19 protein-coding genes are annotated in these 20,998 nt (G+C 66.3%); 9 read left to right on the plus strand and 10 right to left on the minus strand.

Features of this window, described 5'->3' with window-relative positions; translation table 11 throughout:
* Positions 1–7: 7 nt before the first annotated feature.
* Together panB and panC are read left to right on the plus strand one after the other, a co-directional pair.
* Positions 8–841 carry a 3-methyl-2-oxobutanoate hydroxymethyltransferase gene (gene panB, locus BMW90_RS13005; RefSeq protein ID WP_074836999.1) on the plus strand — a complete coding sequence of 278 codons (834 nt, stop codon included), beginning with the start codon at positions 8–10 and terminating at the stop codon, positions 839–841.
* Positions 838–1,692 carry a pantoate--beta-alanine ligase gene (gene panC / locus BMW90_RS13010; RefSeq protein WP_074837000.1) on the plus strand — a complete coding sequence of 285 codons (855 nt, stop codon included), beginning with the start codon at positions 838–840 and terminating at the stop codon, positions 1,690–1,692. The genes panB and panC overlap by 4 nt, the downstream gene beginning before the upstream one ends.
* Positions 1,693–1,828: 136 nt before the next feature.
* Here panC and BMW90_RS13015 read toward each other — a convergent pair whose 3' ends face one another.
* The 3 genes from BMW90_RS13015 to BMW90_RS13025 form a co-directional block, all read right to left on the minus strand.
* On the minus strand, positions 1,829–2,176 hold the full coding sequence (locus BMW90_RS13015; RefSeq protein ID WP_048529493.1) for a hypothetical protein: 348 nt from the start codon (positions 2,174–2,176) through the stop codon (positions 1,829–1,831).
* Between the two features lie 85 nt (positions 2,177–2,261).
* Positions 2,262–3,548 carry an acetylornithine deacetylase/succinyl-diaminopimelate desuccinylase family protein gene (locus tag BMW90_RS13020; protein ID WP_170850547.1) on the minus strand — a complete coding sequence of 429 codons (1,287 nt, stop codon included), beginning with the start codon at positions 3,546–3,548 and terminating at the stop codon, positions 2,262–2,264.
* A 92-nt stretch (positions 3,549–3,640) separates the two neighbouring features.
* Entirely contained in the window at positions 3,641–4,627 is a 987-nt protein-coding gene (locus BMW90_RS13025; protein WP_074837001.1) for a DUF2125 domain-containing protein, read from the minus strand.
* A gap of 74 nt (positions 4,628–4,701) precedes the next feature.
* Here BMW90_RS13025 and BMW90_RS13030 point away from each other — a divergent pair, with 74 nt between their 5' ends.
* The 3 genes from BMW90_RS13030 (at position 4,702) to BMW90_RS13040 (ending at position 9,195) form a co-directional block, all read left to right on the plus strand.
* Positions 4,702–5,232: a gamma-glutamylcyclotransferase gene (locus tag BMW90_RS13030; protein ID WP_048529498.1), complete on the plus strand. Its 531-nt coding sequence runs from the start codon at positions 4,702–4,704 to the stop codon at positions 5,230–5,232.
* Positions 5,233–5,304: 72 nt separating this feature from the next.
* Positions 5,305–6,549 (plus strand): AAA family ATPase, encoded by a 1,245-nt coding sequence (locus BMW90_RS13035; RefSeq protein WP_048533649.1) that lies wholly within the window; start codon positions 5,305–5,307, stop codon positions 6,547–6,549.
* Between the two features lie 3 nt (positions 6,550–6,552).
* Positions 6,553–9,195: a peptidoglycan -binding protein gene (locus tag BMW90_RS13040; protein WP_074837002.1), complete on the plus strand. Its 2,643-nt coding sequence runs from the start codon at positions 6,553–6,555 to the stop codon at positions 9,193–9,195.
* A 9-nt stretch (positions 9,196–9,204) separates the two neighbouring features.
* On the opposite strand, the gene BMW90_RS13045 is transcribed toward BMW90_RS13040, so the two are convergent.
* Entirely contained in the window at positions 9,205–10,218 is a 1,014-nt protein-coding gene (locus tag BMW90_RS13045) for an NADP-dependent oxidoreductase (protein ID WP_074837003.1), read from the minus strand.
* Positions 10,219–10,320: 102 nt separating this feature from the next.
* Here BMW90_RS13045 and BMW90_RS13050 point away from each other — a divergent pair, with 102 nt between their 5' ends.
* The 4 genes from BMW90_RS13050 to BMW90_RS13065 all read left to right on the plus strand — a co-directional run bounded on the left by BMW90_RS13050 (position 10,321) and on the right by BMW90_RS13065 (position 14,698).
* Complete coding sequence (locus BMW90_RS13050) at positions 10,321–11,958, plus strand: long-chain fatty acid--CoA ligase (RefSeq protein WP_074837004.1); 1,638 nt, start codon at positions 10,321–10,323, stop codon at positions 11,956–11,958.
* Positions 11,959–11,961: 3 nt separating this feature from the next.
* Entirely contained in the window at positions 11,962–13,191 is a 1,230-nt protein-coding gene (locus BMW90_RS13055; protein WP_074837005.1) for an acyl-CoA dehydrogenase family protein, read from the plus strand.
* A 93-nt stretch (positions 13,192–13,284) separates the two neighbouring features.
* Complete coding sequence (locus BMW90_RS13060) at positions 13,285–14,304, plus strand: phosphotransferase family protein (RefSeq protein WP_074837037.1); 1,020 nt, start codon at positions 13,285–13,287, stop codon at positions 14,302–14,304.
* Positions 14,294–14,698: a PaaI family thioesterase gene (locus BMW90_RS13065; RefSeq protein ID WP_074837006.1), complete on the plus strand. Its 405-nt coding sequence runs from the start codon at positions 14,294–14,296 to the stop codon at positions 14,696–14,698. The genes BMW90_RS13060 and BMW90_RS13065 overlap by 11 nt, the downstream gene beginning before the upstream one ends.
* Before the next feature lie 3 nt (positions 14,699–14,701).
* On the opposite strand, the gene BMW90_RS13070 is transcribed toward BMW90_RS13065, so the two are convergent.
* From BMW90_RS13070 to BMW90_RS13095, 6 genes are all read right to left on the minus strand, one after another.
* Positions 14,702–15,121, minus strand: coding sequence for an acyl-CoA thioesterase (locus tag BMW90_RS13070; RefSeq protein WP_048529511.1), 420 nt, complete (start codon positions 15,119–15,121; stop codon positions 14,702–14,704).
* Positions 15,118–15,879: a TIGR02186 family protein gene (locus BMW90_RS13075; protein ID WP_074837007.1), complete on the minus strand. Its 762-nt coding sequence runs from the start codon at positions 15,877–15,879 to the stop codon at positions 15,118–15,120. Before BMW90_RS13075 ends, BMW90_RS13070 begins: the two co-directional genes overlap by 4 nt.
* A complete protein-coding gene (locus BMW90_RS13080) occupies positions 15,879–16,802 on the minus strand; it encodes a sulfite exporter TauE/SafE family protein (RefSeq protein ID WP_048529515.1) in 924 nt (307 codons plus the stop codon). Before BMW90_RS13080 ends, BMW90_RS13075 begins: the two co-directional genes overlap by 1 nt.
* Before the next feature lie 281 nt (positions 16,803–17,083).
* Complete coding sequence (locus tag BMW90_RS13085) at positions 17,084–18,049, minus strand: ABC transporter permease (RefSeq protein ID WP_048529516.1); 966 nt, start codon at positions 18,047–18,049, stop codon at positions 17,084–17,086.
* 3 nt (positions 18,050–18,052) lie between these two features.
* Entirely contained in the window at positions 18,053–19,147 is a 1,095-nt protein-coding gene (locus BMW90_RS13090) for an ABC transporter permease (protein WP_074837008.1), read from the minus strand.
* A gap of 212 nt (positions 19,148–19,359) precedes the next feature.
* Positions 19,360–20,964: an ABC transporter ATP-binding protein gene (locus BMW90_RS13095; RefSeq protein ID WP_139211357.1), complete on the minus strand. Its 1,605-nt coding sequence runs from the start codon at positions 20,962–20,964 to the stop codon at positions 19,360–19,362.
* Positions 20,965–20,998: the final 34 nt, after the last annotated feature.

Raw genomic sequence — 20,998 nt, forward strand, 5'->3', positions numbered from 1 at the left:
GCCCGCCATGAGCGCGACCGCCCGCCAGAAAGCCCTCATGCCCAGTGAAATCCGGGCGATGAAGGGCGGCACACCGATCGTATCCCTCACCGCCTATACGACGCCGATGGCGCAGATGATGGACGCGCATTGCGATTTCGTCCTTGTCGGTGACAGCGTCGCCATGGTGCAGCACGGGCTCGCCTCGACGCTTTCGGCGACGATGGAGATGATGATTCTGCACGGCCAGGCCGTGGCGCGCGGGCTCGAGACCGCGATGATGGTGGTCGACCTGCCGTTCCGCAGCTTCGAAGAAAGCCCCGAGCAGGCGTTCCGCAATGCTGCGCGGATGATGGCCGAGACCGGCGCCGGAGCGATCAAGCTCGAGGGTGGCGAACATATGGCCGAGACCATCCACTTTCTCACCCGGCGCGGCATCCCGGTGATGGCGCATGTGGGCCTCACGCCACAGGCCATCCATACGCTGGGCGGCTACAAGGTGCAGGGCCGCGGGGCTGGGGCCGAGCAGATCCTCGCCGATGCGCGCGCCGTGTCCGACGCCGGCGCCTTTGCAGTGGTTCTGGAAAAGGTCACCGAGAGCCTGGCCGACCGGATCACCGCCGAAGTGCCGATCCCCACCATCGGCATCGGCGCCTCGGTGGGCTGCGACGGCCAGGTGCTCGTGGTCGACGACATGCTGGGGCTGTTCACCGCCTTCAAGCCGAAATTCGTCAAACGCTATGGCCAGCTCGGCCAAGACGGCGCGGCGGCGATTGCCGCCTATGCCGCCGATGTGCGCGCCCGCGCCTTTCCGGCGGCCGAACATGTCTTTGCCGACGAAGCGCCGGGAAAAGCCTCGTGAGCGTGCCGATCATTCGCGAGCCCGCGGCGCTGCGGGCGATGACCGCCGGGTGGCGGCGCGCCGGCGAGGCGATCGGCGTGGTGCCCACCATGGGCGCGCTGCATGACGGCCATCTCAGCCTTGTAGCGGCGGCGAAACAGCGCGCCGACCGGGTGATCGTGACGATCTTTGTCAATCCAAAGCAGTTCAACAATCCCGACGACCTCAAGAACTATCCCCGCACCGAAGAGGAGGACGCCCGCAAGCTCGAGCGCTTCGGGGTCGATGCGATCTGGGCGCCGGAGGGCGACATCATGTATCCGCCGGGGTTTTCGACCAATGTGTCGGTGGCCGGGCTGACCGACGTGCTCTGCGGCGCCTATCGGCCGGGGCATTTCGATGGCGTGGCGACGGTGGTGACCAAGCTCTTTCGTCAGACTGCGGCCGATTTCGCCTTTTTCGGCGAGAAGGATTTTCAACAGCTTCAGGTCGTCCGCCGGCTGTCGCGCGATCTTGATCTCGGGGTCGAGGTGGTGGGTTGTCCGACGATCCGCGAGATCGACGGGTTGGCGATGTCGTCGCGCAACCTGCTGCTGTCGGATCGGGCCCGGGTCAAGGCGCCGCGCCTGCATGAAGTGATGGAAGAGATCGCCGCCGGGCTGGCTGCGGGCCGGCCGATGCCGGAACTGGTGCCGCCGGCGCTGCTGGCGCTGGAAAAGGCGGATTTCCTCAAGGTCGACTACCTCGAACTGCGCAGCTGCAACACGCTCGCGCTGCTCGAGTCCCCGCGCGAGCCGGCCCGGCTCTTTGCCGCCGCCTATCTCGCCGGGGTGCGCCTGATCGACAATATCGATATCCCGGTGCGTGGCTGACGCTGCCTCGGTCGGCGGCGAGCTGACCGCGGGGCGCGCGGCGATATCCGGCTTGAGGCTTGGTTTGCCGCCGGCGGCCAGGCCGCACCGGTGTCGCACGGGCAAGCGGCCGGGCACCGGGGTGCCCGGCGCGGCTTCATGCCCGGGCTTCCGTTTCTCCCGGCAGGCGGGCGAGGGCGGCGACGAGGAAGGCCGCCGCCAGGGTGATGGTGATGATGATCGGCCAGCTTGTCAGGAACCAGCCCGCCACGCCGGTCAGCACCGCGGCAAGCAAGGCAAAGGCCGAGGCGGGCCCCTGTGAGGGGTGGTGCGGAAAGAGCGCGACATAAGCGGCCAGCAGTGCCGCTGCGGCACTGCCCAGCGCGGTGAGCAGCGCGCCCAGAGTGCCGTCTCCTCCGGTCGGCGTGCCGAAATAGAGCCGGAGCGAGATTGCGAAGGCCCCGAGCCCGAGCAGGACGGAGAGGGCCAGAAAAATGCGGGTCATCGAACACCTCGGATGCTTGCGGTAATCTAGGAAAAAACGCATGGCAGCCGGCGAAGGTTCCGGCCGGTTCCGGGGTGTCGCGAGGTCAGTCGGTCAGCAAAAGCGTAGCCAGGGACAGCGCCATGACCTGCGCGCTCTGGACCATGTCGTCGATGCCGACCCATTCGTCGGGCTTGTGCGCCAGTTCCAGAACGCCGGGGCCATAGGCGATGCAGTTTTTCAGTCGGCCGATGCGGTCGATATGCTTCTGATCGTAGGTGCCGGGCGAGGCGACATATTCCGGCGCCTTGCCCATGACCTCGCGGATCGCCTGCGCCACCGTTGTGACAACCGGCGCCTCGCGGTCGGTCATCGAGGGGGCGACATGGTTGATCTCCTGCAACCGGTAGTCGAACCTCGCGCGGGTCGCCTTCAAATCGTCGAGCAGCGCGCGGACCTCGCCGGCGACGCCGGCATGGGTCTCTTCGGCAAGATAGCGCCGGTCGATCACCACGCGGCAGCTGTCGGGCACGCAATAGGCGGGCAGGCCGGTGTAATCGTCGGGCGGCTCGGGTTCGCCGCCGTGGATCGAATTGATGTTCATCGTCGATTGCCGCGCGCCTTCGGGCACCACCGGCATGTCGGTGCGCCGTTGCGCCATGGCGGGGTAGAGCCGGCTCTCGAAGGCATCGATCACCGCCCCCATGTGGCGCACCGCGCAATCGCCGAGAAAGGGCATGGCGCCATGGGCGATCTCGCCTCTGGTTTCGATCTCGGCCCACCAGGCGCCGCGATGGCCCAGGCAGATCCGGTCCTTGTTGAGTGGCTCGGGGATGATGACATGCTGCACGCGGTCGGGTGCAAAAAATCCCTGTTCGGCGAGATAGGCGACGCCGCCATAGCCGCCGGATTCCTCGTCGGCGGTGCCGGAGATCTCGACCGCGCCGTGAAAGTCGGGGCAGAGATCGACAAAGACCTCGGCCGCGAGGATCGCCGCCGCCAGCCCGCCCTTCATGTCACAGGCACCACGGCCATAGATCCGACCTTCCTTCACCTCGCCGCCGAAAGGATCGACCGTCCATCCTTGGCCGACCTCGACCACATCGGTATGCGAGTTGAAATGCACGCAGGGCCCGGTGTGCCGGCCCTCGCGGCGGGCCATGACGTTCCAGCGCGGGTATCGGTCGCTGTCGCCCGGGGCGCCGGTCGCGCGGATCATCTGGATGTCAAAACCGCGTTTTTCCAGGCGCTGGCCGAGAAACTCGCAGATTTCCCGATAGTTGGCGCCGGGCGGGTTCAGCGTGGGAATGCGGATCAGCGCCTGCGTCAGCGCGATCAGATCGTCGCGCCGGGCGGTGAGTTCGTCTTTCAGGCGGTTGGTGATGGCGGTCATGGGCGCAGTCTCGCGTTTGGGACCGCGGGGCGCAAGGGCATGATCCGGCCGCTCCTCAGGCCGCGAGGTCTTGGGTCGAGCCCGGGACGGGGTCAGCGCAGGAGGAACCTCGGGGCCTCACCCACCGGCACCGGGCCAAGCCAGATCGCGCCCTCCTCGAGCCGCAGCGTCAGATCGAGCGAGCGGCGACCGCCGGAGAGCCCGGCCATCAGCGTCAGCGTCGCTTCGACCCCGTCGGCCAGCACATCCGCGACCTGCCCGGAGGCGCGGGCCACTGCGAGCATCTCCTGCCAGTTCTGCGCCTGCACATGCACATCGCCGGTGGCATGGCCTTCTCCATCGATCTCGAGATCGCCAGTCAACCGGAGCGCCATCGGACCCCATTCCAGCGCCGCTTCGCGGACCGCGATCCGGGTCGGCTGCGGCCGCGCCTCGGCCGAGGTCAGCGTCCATGGCGCGTCAAAGCGCAGTTGCGCCGCGATCCGCGCCTCGGAAAAGGTTTGCGGCAGGGCGCCGCCGGTGGCCTGGTTGAGCCCGCGCGGCAGGGCCAGCCCCTCGGCGGTCAGCGCCACGTCATAGCTGGCCGCGTCCACCCGGGTGCCGGCCAGGCGCAGCTGCGCCAGCGCCGTGGTCGCGCCATCGGTGCCGGTGATGTTGAGCACATCGGCCACCAGGGTGCCCCGCGTCAGCGCGTGGTCCTCGCCCTCGGTCACCAGGCTGGCTTGCATCTGCTCGCTGGTGACGTGCAGCGGGCCGTCGGGCGTCACGATCACCTGGTGGCGGGGCCAGGCGGCAATCGCGTGATGGCGGTTGTAGCTCAGCAGAAAGAGCTGAAAGAACGGCGCTTCCCAGCCCAGACCGCTTTCGGGGTCCAGGATGCGCAGATCGGTCCAGGTGGTGTCGTGGCGGTTGGGAAAGCCGCGCACCTTCATCTCGGCATACCCGGCCTCCCAGCCATCGTCGCGGCGCTCGGCGAACCAGCGCTGGTAGCCGGCCATGAGGCTCTGTTTGCCCCAGAGCCAATAGCCCGACCAGGCCAGGGCGGCGGCGAGGATCACAAAGGCGAGACGTTTCATCATGGGCTTTCTCCGCGCGTGGGCTTTCGCCTCTTGCGGCAATGCTTTACTGGCAGAAGGCGGAAAGGAAAAGCATGATGGCACTCTGGGTCTTCGGATACGGCTCGCTCCTGTGGAACCCCGGCTTTGCGGTGGCGGAAAGCCGCCTTGCCTCGCTTGAGCATTATCACCGCAGTTTCTGCATGCATTCGATCCATCATCGCGGCACCGAAGCGGCGCCGGGCCTGGTTCTGGCACTCGACGAGGCGCCGGGCGCGATCTGCGACGGGGTGGCGCTGCGGGCCGAGCCGGGCACCGAGGACGACACGCTGGCCTATCTGCGCGACCGCGAGTTGGTGTCTTCGGCCTATGTCGAACGGCATGTGATGCTGGGGCTGGAGGATGGCCGCCAGGTCGAGGCGCTGGCCTATGTCATCAACCGCGATCACTGGCAGTACTGCCGCGACATCCCGCTCGAGGACCAGGCGCAGATCATTGCGCAGGCGGTGGGCGGCCGGGGGCCGAATACCGAATATCTCTGGAACACCGCGCAACATCTGACCGAACTGGGCATCGAGGATGCAGATTTGCAATGGTTGGCCGACCGGGTCCGTGACATTTGCCGATAACGCCTTGGCTTGACCGGGAATCCTCCCTAGAGTCCGGACGGATTTAGCTATCTTCAGGAATGGTCCCTCATGGTGGACAAGCCGGACCGCGAGGCCGCACCGAGATTTTCCCAGCCTGTCCGTCAGGTCTTCTTCATGGTCACCGTTCTGGGGCTTGTCGTGGCCGGTCTGGTGCTGGCGTTGCCCCGCGTGCTGCCGGTGTTCCTGTCGAACCCCTATCTGAACGGCTTCATCGTGCTGGTCTTCGTGATCGGCGTGCTGGCGACCTTCTGGCAGGTGCTGACGCTGATCGGCTCGGTCCGCTGGATCGAGAATTTCGTCTCGGAGAACGACGCCGGCAAGGAGGCGCCGCGCATCCTTGCGCCCCTGGCCGCGCTGATGCGGACCAGGGGCAAGCGGATGCAGATTTCGGCCACCTCGTCGCGCTCGATCCTCGACTCGGTGGCGCAGCGGATCGACGAGGCGCGCGAGATCACCCGCTACATCGTCAGCCTGCTGATCTTTCTGGGGCTTCTGGGCACCTTCTACGGGCTGGCCACCACGGTGCCGGCGCTGGTCGATACCATCCGCTCTCTGACCCCGGCCCCGGGCGAGACCGGCGGCCAGATCTTTGAGCGGTTGCAGGAAGGCCTCCAGGCGCAGCTCGGCGGCATGGGCACCGCCTTTGCCTCGTCGCTGCTGGGGCTGGCCGGCTCGCTGGTCGTGGGGCTGCTGGAATTGTTTGCCGGCCATGGCCAGAACCGGTTTTACCGCGAACTCGAGGAATGGCTCTCGACGATCACCCGTCTGGGGTATGCCGGCTCGGGTGAGGGCGAAGGCGCGAGCGACCAGCAATTGCTGGTCGCGGTGGTCGATCACATGTCCGAACAGATGGAGCATCTGCAACAGATGTTCGCCCAGTCCGACGAAAGCCGCGCGGTGGTGGATGACAAGCTCTCGACGCTGGCCGACAGCGTCGAGCGGATGACCGAACAACTCGAGCGGCAATCGGCACCGACCACGGCCCTGACCCGGCTGGCCGAGGGGCAGGAACGGCTGATCGACGCGCTCGAGAGCCGCAAGGGCGACGGCGAGGGCGGCATCGACGCCGAAAGCCGGATGCGGCTGCGCTCGATCGACGTGCAGATGTTGCGCATTCTCGAGGAAATGTCCGCCGGCCGGCAGGAAAGCATGGCCGAGCTGCGCACCGATCTGGCGCAGCTGACCCGGGCGCTCAACATGGCGGTGCGGCAGGTCAGCGCCGCAAGCGCCGCCTCGTCCCGGCCCGGCCGCCACCTGAGGCCGCCCAAGGTGGGAACCCCCGAACAGGAGGGCTGATCCATGGCGTTGTCACGCCGCACCGGTCAACGGTTTCAAAATTCGATCTGGCCCGGCTTCGTCGATGCGATGACCGGCTTGCTGCTGGTGCTGATGTTCGTGTTGACCATCTTCATGGTGGTGCAATTCACGTTGCGCGAAACCATCACCGGCCAGGAAAGCGAGCTCAACCAGCTCTCGAACGAGATCGCGGCGCTGGCGCAGGCCTTGGGGCTCGAACGGGAAAAGACCGCCGAATTGCAATCCGAGGTCGGCAATCTGGTCTCGACGCTGGTCGATGCCAATACCCGTGCCCGGGAACAGGCCGCCCTGATTGCCGGCTTGCAGCAGGACGTGACCGAGCGCGATGCCGCGCTGTCGCAGGCTGGACAGCGGATCGCCACGCTGGAACAGACCGTTGCCGAACGCGAGGATGCGCTGGGCGCGGCCAATGCGCGGATCGCCTCGTTCGAGGATCGGGTCGCCGGGCTGCTGGCCGATCAGGAAACCGCCACCGCGCGGATCGCCGAGCTGGAAGATAGCGAGCAGGCGCTGCTGTCGGAGCAGGAGGCGCTGCAACTGGCCTTGGCCCAGGCCCGCGACGAGATCGACGCCGAGGTCGAGGCGGCGCGGCTGGCGGCGGCGCAGGCCGATGCGCTCGAGGCGATGATTGCCGATCTCAAGGCGCAGCAAGAGGAGTCCTCGGCGGAATTTATCAGCCAAGTCAGCGCGTTGGAAGACCGGCTGAGCGAGGAAGAGGCGCGGCGGCTGGCCGAGGCGGCAGCGGCGGAGGCCCTGCGCGAAAAGCTGATGACGGCGGATGCCGAGCTTTCGGCAATGACGCTGGCGCTCGAGGAGCAGCGGCGCGAGGCGGAAGAGACGCTGTCGATGTTGGCGGCGGCGCAGGCGGCGGAACAGGATCTGGATGCGCGGCTGGCGGCGGCGCTGCTGTCGCAACGGGCGGCCGAGACGCGGGTTGCCGAGATCGGTGCAACGCTCGATGAAACCGCGGCCGAGACCGAGGCGCTCAAGCAGCAGCTGGCGGCGGCGCTTCTGGCCCAGCGGCAGGCCGAGCAGCGCAATGCGGCCCTGGCCGAGGATTTGCAGGCCGCGATCAGCGACGACCGGAGCACCTCGTCTCAGCTCAATGCGCTCGAGGCGCAACTTGCGGCCGCGCTGCTGGACAGCCAGGACCAATCGGCCCGGATCGGTGAGCTGGAACAGGCGCTGACCGCCCTGCGTGACAGCACCGACGCGGAAAAGGGCGCGCTGGAGCAGCAACTGGCCGAAGCGCTGGCCGCCAAGATCACCGCCGAACGCAGCGCCCGCGAGGCCGGGCAGGCGGCACAGGCCGCCGAGGACCGGCAGGCGACGCTCGAGGCCGAGTTGGCGCGGGCGCTGGCGGCCCAGTCCGATCTGGCGGGCGTCGAGGACGAGTTGGCCGAAGCGCTGGCCGCTCAGGTCGCGGCGGAACAGGCGCGGGCGGCGGCGGAAGGCCGTCTCGAGACCGCGCAGGCGCGGCTTTCGGAGGCGCGGACCGAGACGCAATCGCTCGAGGACCGGCTGGCCGAGGCGCTGGCGGCACAATTGGCGGCGCAGGAAAACGCCGCGGCGTTGGGCGGGCAGCTGGAAGCTGCGCAGGAGGGTGTGGCGGCGCTGGAAAGCCAGCTTGCCAAGCTGCGCGCGACGCTGGACGAGACCGAGACCGGCGAGGCCAGCCTGCGCGATCAGCTTTCGGCGGCGCTGGCGGCGACGGTCAAGGCCGAGACCGCGCAGGAGGACATTCGCAAGCAGCTGGCCGAGGCCCTGGCGCTGAAGCTCGCCGCCGAAGAGGCGGCCGAACAGGCCGAGGCCGCGGCCCGGACGCGGGCGCAGGAAGTGACCAACCGCGAAGCGCTTCTGGCGGCGGCACGGCAGGAGCTGGAGCAACAGACCCAGGTTTCGACCGAAGCGCAGAGGCGCGCCGCGCTTCTCAACCAGCAGGTTGCCACGCTGCGCGACGAACTCGGGCAGTTGCGGGCCTTGCTCGATGATTACAAGGCCCGCGACGCGGCGCAGAACATCCAGATCGAGAACCTCGGCTCTGACCTCAATGTGGCGCTGGCGCAGAAGGCGCTGGAAGAGCGCCGCCGGGCCGATGCTGAGGCGCGCAATGCGGCGTTGCTGGCGGCCGAGAAGGCGCGGCTCGAGGAAGAGGCCAAAGACCTCGAAAGATACCGTTCGGAATTCTTCGGCCGGCTGCGCGATCTGCTGGGCAGTCAGGAAGGCGTGCGGATCGAGGGTGACCGCTTTGTCTTTTCCTCGTCGGTGCTGTTCGGCTCCGGCGATGCCCGTCTCTCGGACGCGGGCCAGCACGAGATCGCCAAGGTGGCGAACATCCTCAAGGCGGTGGCCGATGACATCCCCGACGAAATCGACTGGGTGATCCGTGTCGACGGCCATACCGACGATGTGCCGATCGTGGGCTCGGCGCAGTTCGCCGACAATTGGGAGCTGAGCCAGGCCCGGGCGCTTTCGGTGGTGCGCTACATGATCAATTTCCTCGGCATCGCGCCCGAGCGGCTGGCGGCAAACGGCTTTGGCCAGTTTCAGCCGGTCGATCCCGGCACTTCCGAGGCCGCGCGGGCCCGCAATCGCCGGATCGAGCTGAAACTGACCGAGAAATAGCCCGACCGGTCAGAGCGCCACGATCTGCTTGCCGAGGTTGCCGCCCCTGAGCATGTCGAGAAACGCCTGCGGCGCGTTCTCCAGCCCCTGCGCCACATCCTCGAGCCAGGTGACGCCGCCGGATTTCACCAGCGGCGCGACCTCGTCGAGGAAGGCGGGGAAATCGTCCCAGTGGTCAAAGATGATCAGCCCCTGGATGCTCAGCCGCTTGACCAGCACCTGACGCCAGAGGGCGGGCAGGGTGTCGGGCCCGTCGGTGGAAACGCCCTCGTACCAGGCGACGGTGCCGATCACCGGCACCCGCGCATGGGTGTTGAGCAGGGGCAGCACCGCGCGCAGGACGTCGCCGCCGACATTCTCGAAATAGACATCGACGCCATCGGGCGCGGCAGCGGCAATCGCCGCGCGCAGATCCGCCACCTCGTCAAAGGCATGGTGATCGATCGCGGTGTCAAAACCGAAGGTCTCTTGTGCGATGCGGCATTTCTCGGCCCCGCCGGCAATGGCCACGGTGCGCATTCCGGCGCGTTTCGCCAATTGCCCGACCATCGATCCCACAGGCCCGGTCGCCGCGGCGACGACCAGTGTCTCGCCCTGTTGTGGCCGGCCGTATTTGGTCATCCCGGTCCAGCCGGTAAAGCCCGGCATCCCCAGCACCCCGAGCGCGGTCGAAGGCGCGAGAACGGCGTCGAGCTTGCGCAGCTCCTTGCCCGACAGCACCGCGTGGCTTTGCCAGCCGGTCATGCCGGTCACCAGATCGCCCTCGGCAAAGCCTTCGGCGCGGCTCTCGACCACATGGCCCACGCCCTGGCCGGTCATCACCGCGTCCACCGCCACCGGATCGGCATAGGATTTCGCATCGCTCATCCGCCCCCGCATGTAGGGATCGAGCGACAGATGGCTGACCTTGACCAATACCTCATCTTCGCCCGGGGCCGGCATTTCCGCCTGCTCGAGCCGGAAATGTTCCGGCCCTGCTTCGCCTTTGGGCCTTGCTGCCAATACCACACGTTCTACGACCATCTTACGTTCAGTCCTTTTCCGAAATCTGTTGCACCGCGGCGCGCTTCGCCGCCAGACTGTCACCTAGGCCGCCGGGAGAGCAAGCCAAAGGGAGGACGCCCCATGATGGGTCAAATGATGCAGCGCCCGCTGCAAGTGATTGAACTCTTGCGATATGGGGCGGAAATCTTCCCCGAGGCCGGGCTGGTCTCGGCGCTGTGCGAAGGCGGGCGTCACCGGCAGAGCTACCCCGAGACCCTGGCGCGCACCGCGCAGCTTGCGCATGGGCTGGCCGGGCTGGGCATTGTGCCGGGCGACCGGGTCGCGACCCTGGCCTGGAACACCCATCGGCATTTCGAGCTCTACTACGCCACCGCCGGCATGGGCGCGGTGGTGCATACCATCAACCCGCGGCTCTCGCCGGAACAGATGCTCTATGTCATCGGCCACGCCGGGGATGCCGCGATCTGTGCCGATCTGACCTTCGTACCGATCCTCGAGGCGCTGGCGCCGCAACTGCCCGAGGGGATCCGCCTGATCGTGATGACCGACCGGGCGCATATGCCCGACAGCCCGCTCGACCTGATCTGCTACGAAGAGCTGCTGGCTGGCCAGCCCGAGACCTACCATTGGCCCGAGACCGACGAGAACGCTGCCATCGGCCTGTGTTACACCTCGGGCACCACCGGCCACCCCAAGGGCGCGCTCTATTCGCATCGCTCGACGGTGCTGCATGCCTTTGCCATCACCCTGGCGCTGCGGTCCTCGCTGACCGAGGGCGCGCGCATCCTGCCCGTGGTGCCGATGTTCCACGTCAACGCCTGGGGGCTGCCCTATTCCGCGCCGCTGGCCGGGGCCTCGCTGGTGATGCCGGGGCCGGGGCTGGCGGGCGATGCGCTCTGGGAGCTGATGAACGAGGAAGAGGTGACCTCGGCCTGGGGCGTGCCCACCGTTTGGCTCGGGCTTCAGGCAGAGATCGCCAGGCGCGGCGGCAATCCCAAGGGGTTCTCGCAGGTGGTGATCGGCGGTTCCGCCGCCTCGCGCGCGATGATCGAAAGGTTCGAGACGGCAGGGGTGTCGGTCTGCCACGCCTGGGGCATGACCGAGATGAGCCCGGTCGGCACCCACGGCATCCTCAATGCCGCGATGCAGGCCCTGCCGCTGGACGACCGGCTGAATCTTCAGGCCAAGCAGGGCCGCCGGGTGTTCGGCTGCGAGATGAAGATCATCGACGCGGATGGCGCCCCGCTGCCCCATGACGGCACTTCGGTGGGCGAACTGCATGTGCGCGGCAACACCATCATCTCGGGGTATTTCGCCAATGACGCCGCCACAAGTGAGGCCTTCGATGCCGAGGGCTGGCTGGCCACCGGCGATGTGGCGACGCTTGATTCGCAGGGCTTCCTGTCGATCCAGGACCGCGCCAAGGACCTGATCAAATCGGGTGGCGAGTGGATTTCTTCGATCGACCTCGAGAATTGCGCCATGGCGCATCCGGGGGTGGCCAATTGCGCCGTGATCGCCGTGCCGCATCCGAAATGGGACGAGCGGCCGCTGCTGGTGGTAGTGCCCGACGGCGATGACCGCCCCGTGCTGTCGGAGTTTCACGACCTGATGCAGACGCGGTTCGCCGCGTGGCAAATGCCCGACGATCTGGTCTTTGCCGAAGATCTGCCGCTGACCGCCACCGGCAAGGTCTCCAAGCGGCAGCTGCGCGCGCGCTTTGCCGAATACACACACCCCGATCTGCGAAAGGGATAATCCATGGATCTTGGTATGACAGACCGGGTGCGCCCGCTGGTCGAGGCGGTGCGCGCAATGGTGCGGGACGAGATCGCGCCGCTGGACCGGGAGTTCCACGCAGAGGTGGGCCGGCATCCCTCGGGCGACCGGTTCCGCCACAGCGCGCGGCAGATCGAGATTCTCGAAACCCTCAAGGCCCGGGCCCGCGACCGCGGGCTCTGGAATTTCTGGCTGACTGACAGCACGCGCGGCCAGGGGCTGACCACGGTCGAATATGCCTATCTCGCCGAGGAGATGGGCAAGGTGCATATCGCCGCCGAGGTGTTCAACTGTAACGCCCCGGACACCGGCAACATGGAGGTCTTTGAACGCTACGGCCCGCAATGGATGAAGGACCGCTGGCTGGCGCCGCTGCTCGAGGGCGAGATCCGTTCGGCCTATGTGATGACCGAGCCCGATGTCGCCTCGTCCGATGCGGCCCAACTCGCCTTTGCCGCGCGGCGCGACGGCGACGATTACGTGCTGAATGGCGAAAAGTGGTGGATCTCCGGCGCCGGCGATCCGCGCTGCAAGGTCTATATCCTGATGGCCTGCACCGATCCCCAGGCCCCGAAGCACCAGCGGCACACGATGTTCGCGCTGGATGCCGAGACGCCGGGGATCGAGGTGCTGCGCCCGATGCAGGTCTTTGGCCAGGACGACGCGCCGCATGGCCACATGCACCTGCGTTTCACCGATGTGCGCATCCCGGCGGAGAGCGTGATCCTGGGCGAGGGCCGGGGCTTCGAGGTGGCGCAGGGGCGGCTGGGGCCAGGGCGCATCCACCATTGCATGCGCGCCATCGGTCAGGCGGAAAAGGCGCTCGAGATGATCTGCCGTCGCGGCCTCACACGCGAGGCCTTTGGCAAGCCGCTGGCCGAGCTGGGCGGCAATTTCGACAGGATCGCCGACGCCCGGATGGAGATCGAGATGGCGCGGCTTCTGTGCCTCAAGGCGGCCTGGATGATGGACACGGCGGGGGTGCGCGCGGCGCAGCCGTGGATTTCCAAGATCAAGGTGGTGGCGCCGCTGATGGCCGGCCGTGTGCTGGACGAGGCGATGCAGATCCACGGCGCGGCCGGCATCTCGCAGGATTTCGATCTGGCGCATATGTGGACCCATGTGCGCACCCTGCGCTTTGCCGACGGGCCCGACGCGGTGCACCGCCGGCAGGTGGCGCGGGCCGAGCTGCGGAAGTATCGCAATGGGTGAATGGCGGCGCGACAGAGGGATGCGCCCGCCCGGGATCGGCGCGGAATGCGCCCGGCCTGGGGCGGGGCGGGCCATGCGGGGGAGGCCGAGCTGATGGACAGCGATGCGCTTTCGCGCCTGACCCCCTGGCTGGCTGACCATATCGCCGGCTTCCAGGGCCCGGTCACCGTGGAAAAATTCGCCAGTGGCCAATCGAACCCGACCTTCCGCCTCACAACCCCCGGCGCGGATTACGTGCTGCGCCGCAAGCCGCCGGGCCAGCTCCTGAAGTCCGCCCATGCCGTCGACCGCGAATTCCGCGTGCAAAAGGCGCTGGCCGACACCGATGTGCCGGTTGCCCGCGTACTGGCGCTCTGCGACGACGACAGCATCCTCGGCGCGATGTTCTATGTCATGGAGCATGTCCCCGGCCGGGTGATCCTTGACCCCTCACTGCCTGGCGCCACGCCGGACCAGCGCGGTGCGCATATGGCCGAGATGAATCGCATTCTTGCCGCCATCCACGAGGTCGACCTGGCCGCCTGTGGCCTGTCTGACTATGGTCCGCCCGGCGATTTCTATGCCCGGCAGCTCGGCCGCTGGACCAAGCAGTACCGGGCCAGCGAGACCGGTGCGCTGCCCGAAATGGACCGGCTGATCCTCTGGCTCGAAAGCAATCTGCCGGAAGAGGACGGCCAGCGCTGCCTTGTTCATGGCGATTACCGGATCGACAACCTTCTCTTTGCCCCGGAAGCGCCCGAGATCCGCGCCGTGCTCGACTGGGAACTGTCCACCCTTGGCCATCCCTTTGCCGATCTGGCCGGCGTCATCATGCAATGGCAGTTGCCGCCCGGCGAAGAGGGCCGGGGGCTGGCCGGCCTCGACCGTGCGGCGCTGGGCCTGCCCGACGACGCGGCCTTTCTTGCCAGCTATTTCGACCGCCGGGGAATCGACCCGCCGGACAGTTTCGGCTTTTACCTGGCCTTTGCCTTCTTTCGCATGGCGGCGATCCTTCAGGGGGTCAAGAAAAGGGCTCTGGACGGCAGCGCCTCGAACCCCGAAAAGGGCCGCAGGCTTGGCGCCTTCGTGCCGCGCTTTGCCGAATTGGGACTGGAGGCCGCAGATGCGCGATGACACCGCCGCCGATTGGGAAAGCCCCTCGCCCTGGGGCAGCCATATCGGCATGGACCTGACAGAATGGCAGGCGGATTTCGCCCGGGTCGAGCTGTCTCTCGCGGCGTTCATCCGCAATCGCCATGGTGCGCCGCACGGCGGGGTGCATGCCAGCCTACTCGACACCGCCATGGGCTTTGCCGGATGTTACACCGGCGATCCGGCGCGGCGGCAGATGTGCCTGACGCTGAACCTCTCGGTCAATTACCTGTCACGGCCGCAGGGCAGTCGGCTGGTCGCTGAAGCTCGCAAGACCGGCGGCGGCCGGTCGACTTTCTTTGCCGAGGGCAAGGTGCTGGATGTGGATGGCACGGTGATTGCCACCGGCACCGGGGTGTTTCGCTACCGCAAGTAAGGCTCAGCCGATCGCTTCGAGCAGTGCGCGCCGGGGCGCGTCAAGCGGGCTGGGGCGGTGGCTTTGGGCATCGACCTGCACCTGCGCGAAAAAACCGGTGGCGGCGGCCTCTTCGGAGGTGCCCCGAAACAGCGCCAATTCCAGCGTGAAAGAGCTGGTGCCGATGCGGCCACAGCGCAGGCCGGCATGGATCAGATCGGGAAAGCGGAGCTCCTGGAAAAAGCGACAGCCGTTTTCGACCACCAGAAAACGGGGCGAATCCACGGTCTCGCCGAGAAAGCCGGTCTCGATCTGCCACAGGGTCAGCGCGGTGTCGAAAAGCGAGAAATAGGTCGCGTTGTTGAGATGGCCGTATTGGTCATTGTCGGCCCAGCGGGTGGGCAGGGCCGTGTGCCAGGGATATGCGCCGCGCGCGCGGGTCATCCCCGGTTGAGCAGACGGAAGGCCGAAGAGGCGCCCCAGCCGGCGGCGATGGCAATCGCCAGCGACAGCAAGCCATAGATCAGTGGTTGTTCGCGCGACAGGTTGAACAGGAAGCGTTCCAGCCCGACCTTGCGCACATCGATCACCGTCTGGTGCAGCGAGATGACCTTTTGATCGCGCACCAGGAAGACGCGGGCGATATAGGGGCCTTCGGTCAGGTTCGCCGGCATCTGGACAGTGCTGCGGAACAGCGCCTGTTCGGCCACTTCCACCGCGCCCTCGTTGCGCTGATACAGCCCGTTGTTGCTACGAATCCGCAGCACGGCCTCGGCAAAGGCGGCTTCGGATTTCAGCGTCCAGACCGCGCGGTCGGCGGTGATCCGGTACTGGTTGTTGGCGTTCTCGCTCAGGATTTCGTCGAGCGGACGCGAGGAGGACACGGCATAGAAGCTGGGTGCCGCCGAGACATCGACCGACTCGGTGTTGATCCAGATGCCGAAGCGCCGCTCCTTGCGGCGCACCACCACCGGCTCGGACGGGCCGGCAATGGCGATGATCACGTCAAGCTCGCCCTCGGGCTGCGGCGCATTGCGCTTGATCGCGCCAAACAGCAGGATTTCGGAGCCGTCGAAATTGGCGGTGATGCGAACCCGCTTCTGCGACAGGCCCAGAACCACGTCTTCTTCGACGGCTTCGGTCTGTGCGGTGACACCAAGCGGGGTGAGCAGGCAAAGCAGGAAGGCGGCCAGTCGCAGCATCAATGGCCCTCCACATCGCCGATGGAATAGAGCTCACCGGGTTGCAGCAGCAGGTCGAGCGCCAGTTTGCCGCACACCACCAGGACCAGGATCGCCAGCAGGATGCGCAGTTGCTCGGCCTTGAGCTTGACACCGATCCGGGTGCCGATCTGGGCGCCGATGACACCGCCCACCAGCAAGAGGACCGCCAGCGCCATGTCGACGGTAAAGTTCGTCGTGGCGTGCAGCAGCGTGGTAAAGGCGGTGACGAAGATGATCTGAAAGAGAGAGGTGCCGACCACGACCTTGGTCGGCATGTGCAGGATATAGATCATCGCGGGCACCATGATGAACCCGCCGCCGACGCCCATGATCGCCGCGAGAATGCCGACAAGCACCCCCACCATGATCGGCGGGATCACCGAGATATAAAGACCGGAGGTGCGGAAGCGCATCTTGAACGGCAGCGCGGTGACCCAGCCGCGATGCTTGCGCTTGGCCGGGGCGACGCCGCCGGACTGGCGCATCTTGCGGATCGCGCGCAGGCTTTCGATGAACATCAACGCGCCGATGATGCCGAGGAACACGACATAACAGAGGCGCACAAGAAGATCGACTTGGCCCAAGGATTTCAGGTAGTTGAAGACAAATACACCCACCGCGGCGCCAATCAGGCCGCCGATCAGGAGGACAACCCCCATTCGGAGATCGACGGTCTTTCGCTTGAGATGCGCCAGGAGGCCAGAGAAGGAAGAGGCGACAATCTGGTTGGCCTCGGTGGCCACGGCAACCGCCGGCGGGATGCCGATGAAGAACAGCAGCGGCGTCATCAGAAAGCCGCCGCCCACGCCGAACATGCCAGACAGGACGCCCACCATGCCGCCCAGCCCGAGGAGCAGGAAGGCGTTTACCGAAACTTCGGCTATAGGCAGGTATATTTGCATGCGGTTCTCTAGCCGCAACTCAGAGGGCTTTGCAAGCGGGCCGGCGGCCTCTGAAGGCAAGTTTTTCCGCGTTGCGGCATTTTTTTTGACGACGGGTCAGGTTGAAGCGGTTTGATGTTGTGTCTTCTGCGAAAAGATTTCCGTAAATACTCGTTATGGTTGTGCAATCTTTGAGGGAAAGGAAAAAATGTCTCTGGTGCGGGCGGTTTTGCAGGAATCTGTCGCAAAAGGATTCGCAGGCGCAATTCGTGCTGCGCCTGCGAGATGTCGGCCCCTGGCGTTCAGCGCTCCTTGACGTAGGGCTGGCCGCCGGCGCGCGGCGGGATCGCCTTGCCGACAAAGCCTGCGAGGATCACCACGGTCAGCACATAGGGCAGCGCGTCCATGAACTGCACCGGCAGGGTGATGAGGCCGAGATCGATGTTCTGATAGCGCAGAGCCACGGCTTGCAGCAGGCCGAAGAGCAGACAGGCATAAAGCGCATACCACGGCCGCCACTTGGCAAAGATCAGCGCCGCCAGCGCGATGAATCCGCGACCGGCCGTCATGTCCTTGACGAAGCCGGCCTGAAGCCCGGTCGCCAGATAGGCGCCGGCGATGCCGCAGAGCACGCCGCAGATCGCTACCGCCGCATAGCGCAGCCCGACGACCGAGACGCCGGCGGTATCGACCGCCGCCGGGTTTTCGCCCACGGCGCGCAGGCGCAGGCCGAAGCGGGTGCGAAACAGCACCCACCAGCTCAGCGGCACCATCAGGAAGGCGACATAGACGAGGATGGAGTGGCCCGAGATCAGTTCGTAATAGATCGGGCCGAGCACCGGGATGTCGATGACTTCTTCGGCGAAGGGCAGGGTGATCGGTTCGAACCGGCCCTTGCCGATCAGCGATGGCGTGCGCCCGCCCTGGCTGAACAGATCCTGCGCGATCAGCACGGTCATCCCGGCGGCAAGGAAGTTGATGGCGACGCCGGAAATCAGCTGGTTGCCGCGAAAGGTGATCGAGGCCAGCCCGTGGATCGCCGAGAGCATCAGCGAGGCGGCAATGCCCGCCAGCAGCCCGAGCCAGACCGAGCCGGTGATCGCCGCCAGCGCGGCGGCAAAGAATGCCGCCGCCAGCATCTTGCCTTCGAGGCCGATGTCGAAGATGCCGGCGCGTTCGGAAAACAGCCCGGCGAGGCAGGCAAGAAGCAGCGGCGTCGCCAGCCGGACGGTGGAATCGAGCACTTGCAGGATGGTGAAAAGATCCATGACTCAGCCCTCCTTCCGGCGCAGCGCCAGGAAGACACGTTCCAGCGGCATGCGCACCATATTGTCGAGCGCGCCGGTGAAGAGGATCACCAGAGCCTGGATGACGACGATCAGCTCGCGCGGAATATTGGTCCAGAGCGCCAGCTCGGCCCCGCCCTGAAAGAGGAAGCCGAACAGGATCGCGGCAAGAAAGACGCCAAAGGGATGCGACCGCCCCATCAGCGCCACGGCGATGCCGATGAAGCCCGCGCCCTCGGTCGCGTTGAGGATCAGCCGCTCGCTTTCGCCCTGGGTGGTGTTGAGCGCCATCATGCCCGCAAGCGCGCCAGAGATCAGCATGGCGATGACGGTGATGCGCACCGGCGAGATGCCGGCGTATTTCGCCGCGCTCTCGGAATGACCGAAGGCGCGGATCTCATAGCCCAGACGGGTGCGCCAGAGCAGCAGCCAGACCACGAGACAGGCAATCACGGCAAGGAAGAAGGTGACATTGGCCGGCGCACCGCGAAACATGATGGTCTCGGCGCTCGAGAACATGTCGCGGAAGGTGGGCAGATGGGTGGCCTCGGGGAATTTCTCGGTCGCCGGGTCCATCGCGCCCTGTGGCCGCAACAGGTTGACCAGAACGTAGTTGAGAAAGGCGGCGGCGATGAAGTTGAACATGATCGTGGTGATCACGATATGGCTGCCGCGCTTGGCCTGAAGGTAGGCCGGGATGAAGGCCCAGATCGCGCCAAAGGCGGCCGCCCCCAGGGTTGCGGCCAGCAGCGCCAGCGACCAGTGCGGCCAGGGAATGTAGAGCAGCACCAGCGCCACCCCGAGCCCGCCCAACGTGGCCTGCCCCTCGCCGCCGATGTTGAACATCCGCGCATGGAAGGCGACGGCCACGGCAAGGCCGGTGAACATGAAGTTGGTGGCGTAATAGAGCGTGTAGCCCCAGCCGGCCGAGCGCATCAGCGCGCCTTCGACCATCAGGTTGAAGGCGGCGACCGGGTCTTCGCCGATACCGATGATCACCAGCGCCGACAGGATCGCCGCGAGGATCAGCGAGATCAGCGGCACGAGGACGGCATCGGCCCAATGTGGCATTCTATCCATGGAGCGGGTCTCCGTCGTTGAGTAACCAGGCGTGAAGCCGCGCGATCGCCGCCTCGCGAGGGGGTGAACCGACGGCGCTTCGGGCCACTTTATGGCGCCAAATCCGCAGGAGTTCGGAACAGAGCGCCAAATTTGCGAAATCGCCGCCCCGGGCGGCAGTCGGGTAATCTCGCGGCGGCCTCGGGCCTTGATCCCACGCGCGGGAACCTGTCTCACCCATGTTGCTTGGCCTCCCGCGCTTCCTTGGCCGCCAGTTGCTCTTCGACCGCGTCGATGATCGGCTTGTCCGGCATCTCGGTGATCCCGGCCATCAGCAGCCCCAGCTCCTTCTCGTCGGTCTCCGAGGCGCGCCGTTCGCCCATGATCACCCCGTCGAACATCACCGCCACCCGGTCCGCGAGCGACAGGATCTCGTCCAGCTCGACCGAGACCAGCAGCACCGCCTTGCCGGCCTCGCGCAGGGAAACGATCTGCTGGTGAATGAACTCGATGGCGCCGATATCGACGCCGCGCGTCGGCTGGCCCACGAGCAGCAGATCGGGATTGCGCTCGATTTCGCGTGCGACGACGATCTTCTGCTGGTTGCCGCCCGAGAAATTCTTGGCGGCAAGGTTGGGATCGGGCGGGCGGACGTCGAATTTTTCCATCTTGCGTTCGGTGTCGGCCTTGATCGCGGCATTGTTCATCAGAATGCCGGATTGATAGGCCGCGTCGTGGTGATAGCCAAAGGCCACGTTTTCCCAGGCGTGGTAATCCATGATCAGCCCTTCGCGCTGGCGATCTTCGGGCACATGGGCGATGCCCCGCTTGCGGCGCGACTGGCCATCGGATTTCTTGCCGGTCAGGTCGATCACGTCGCCGTTGAGCCGCACCTCGCCGGTGGCGTCGCGATAACCGCCCAGCACTTCGAGCAATTCCGACTGGCCATTGCCGGCCACCCCGGCGATGCCGAGGATCTCGCCGGCATGCACCTCGAGGTCGATGCCCTTGAGCCGTTCGACCCCGTCGCCATCGACAACCCGCAGCCCCCGCACCTGTAGGATCGGAGCGCCGGGCTCCGCCGGCTGTTTGTCCACCCGGAGCAGGACCTTGCGGCCCACCATCAGCTCGGCCAGCGCCTCGGGGTCGGTCTCGGCGGTCTTGACCGTGGCGGTCATCTCGCCGCGGCGCATCACCGACACCGTATCGGTGATATCCATGATCTCGCGCAGCTTGTGGGTGATCAGGATGATCGTCTTGCCCTCTTCACGCAGCCGGTTGAGGATGCGGAACAGCTGATCGGCCTCGGCCGGGGTCAGCACGCCGGTGGGTTCGTCGAGGATCAGGATATCGGCCTGCCGATACAGCGCCTTGAGGATCTCGACCCGCTGCTGGTGACCGACCGAAAGGGTCTCGACCACGGCATCCGGGTTGATCTTGAGTTCGTATTCCGCCGCCAGATCGGTCAGCGCCTCGCGCGCCTTGGCCAGCGAGGGTTTGAGCAATTCGCCATCCTCGGCCCCGAGAATGACGTTTTCCAGCACGGTGAAATTCGGCACCAGCTTGAAATGCTGAAACACCATGCCGATGCCGGCGGCGATGGCGGCCTGGCTGTCGGGGATGGTGGTCTTCTGCCCCTGAATGAAGATCTCGCCGGCATCGGCCTTGTAGAAGCCGTAGAGGATCGACATCAGCGTCGATTTGCCGGCGCCATTCTCGCCGATGATGCCGTGGATCGTGCCCGGCATCACGCGGATCGAAATGTCCTTGTTGGCCTGAACCGGGCCAAAGGCCTTGGATATGCCTTTGAGTTCAATGGCGGGGGCGGTCTGGGTCATCCGGTCTGTCCTCGTGATCCTGGTCAGAGTTGCA

It is taken from the genome of Marinovum algicola (assembly GCF_900109145.1).
GTDB classification, from domain to species: domain Bacteria; phylum Pseudomonadota; class Alphaproteobacteria; order Rhodobacterales; family Rhodobacteraceae; genus Marinovum; species Marinovum algicola.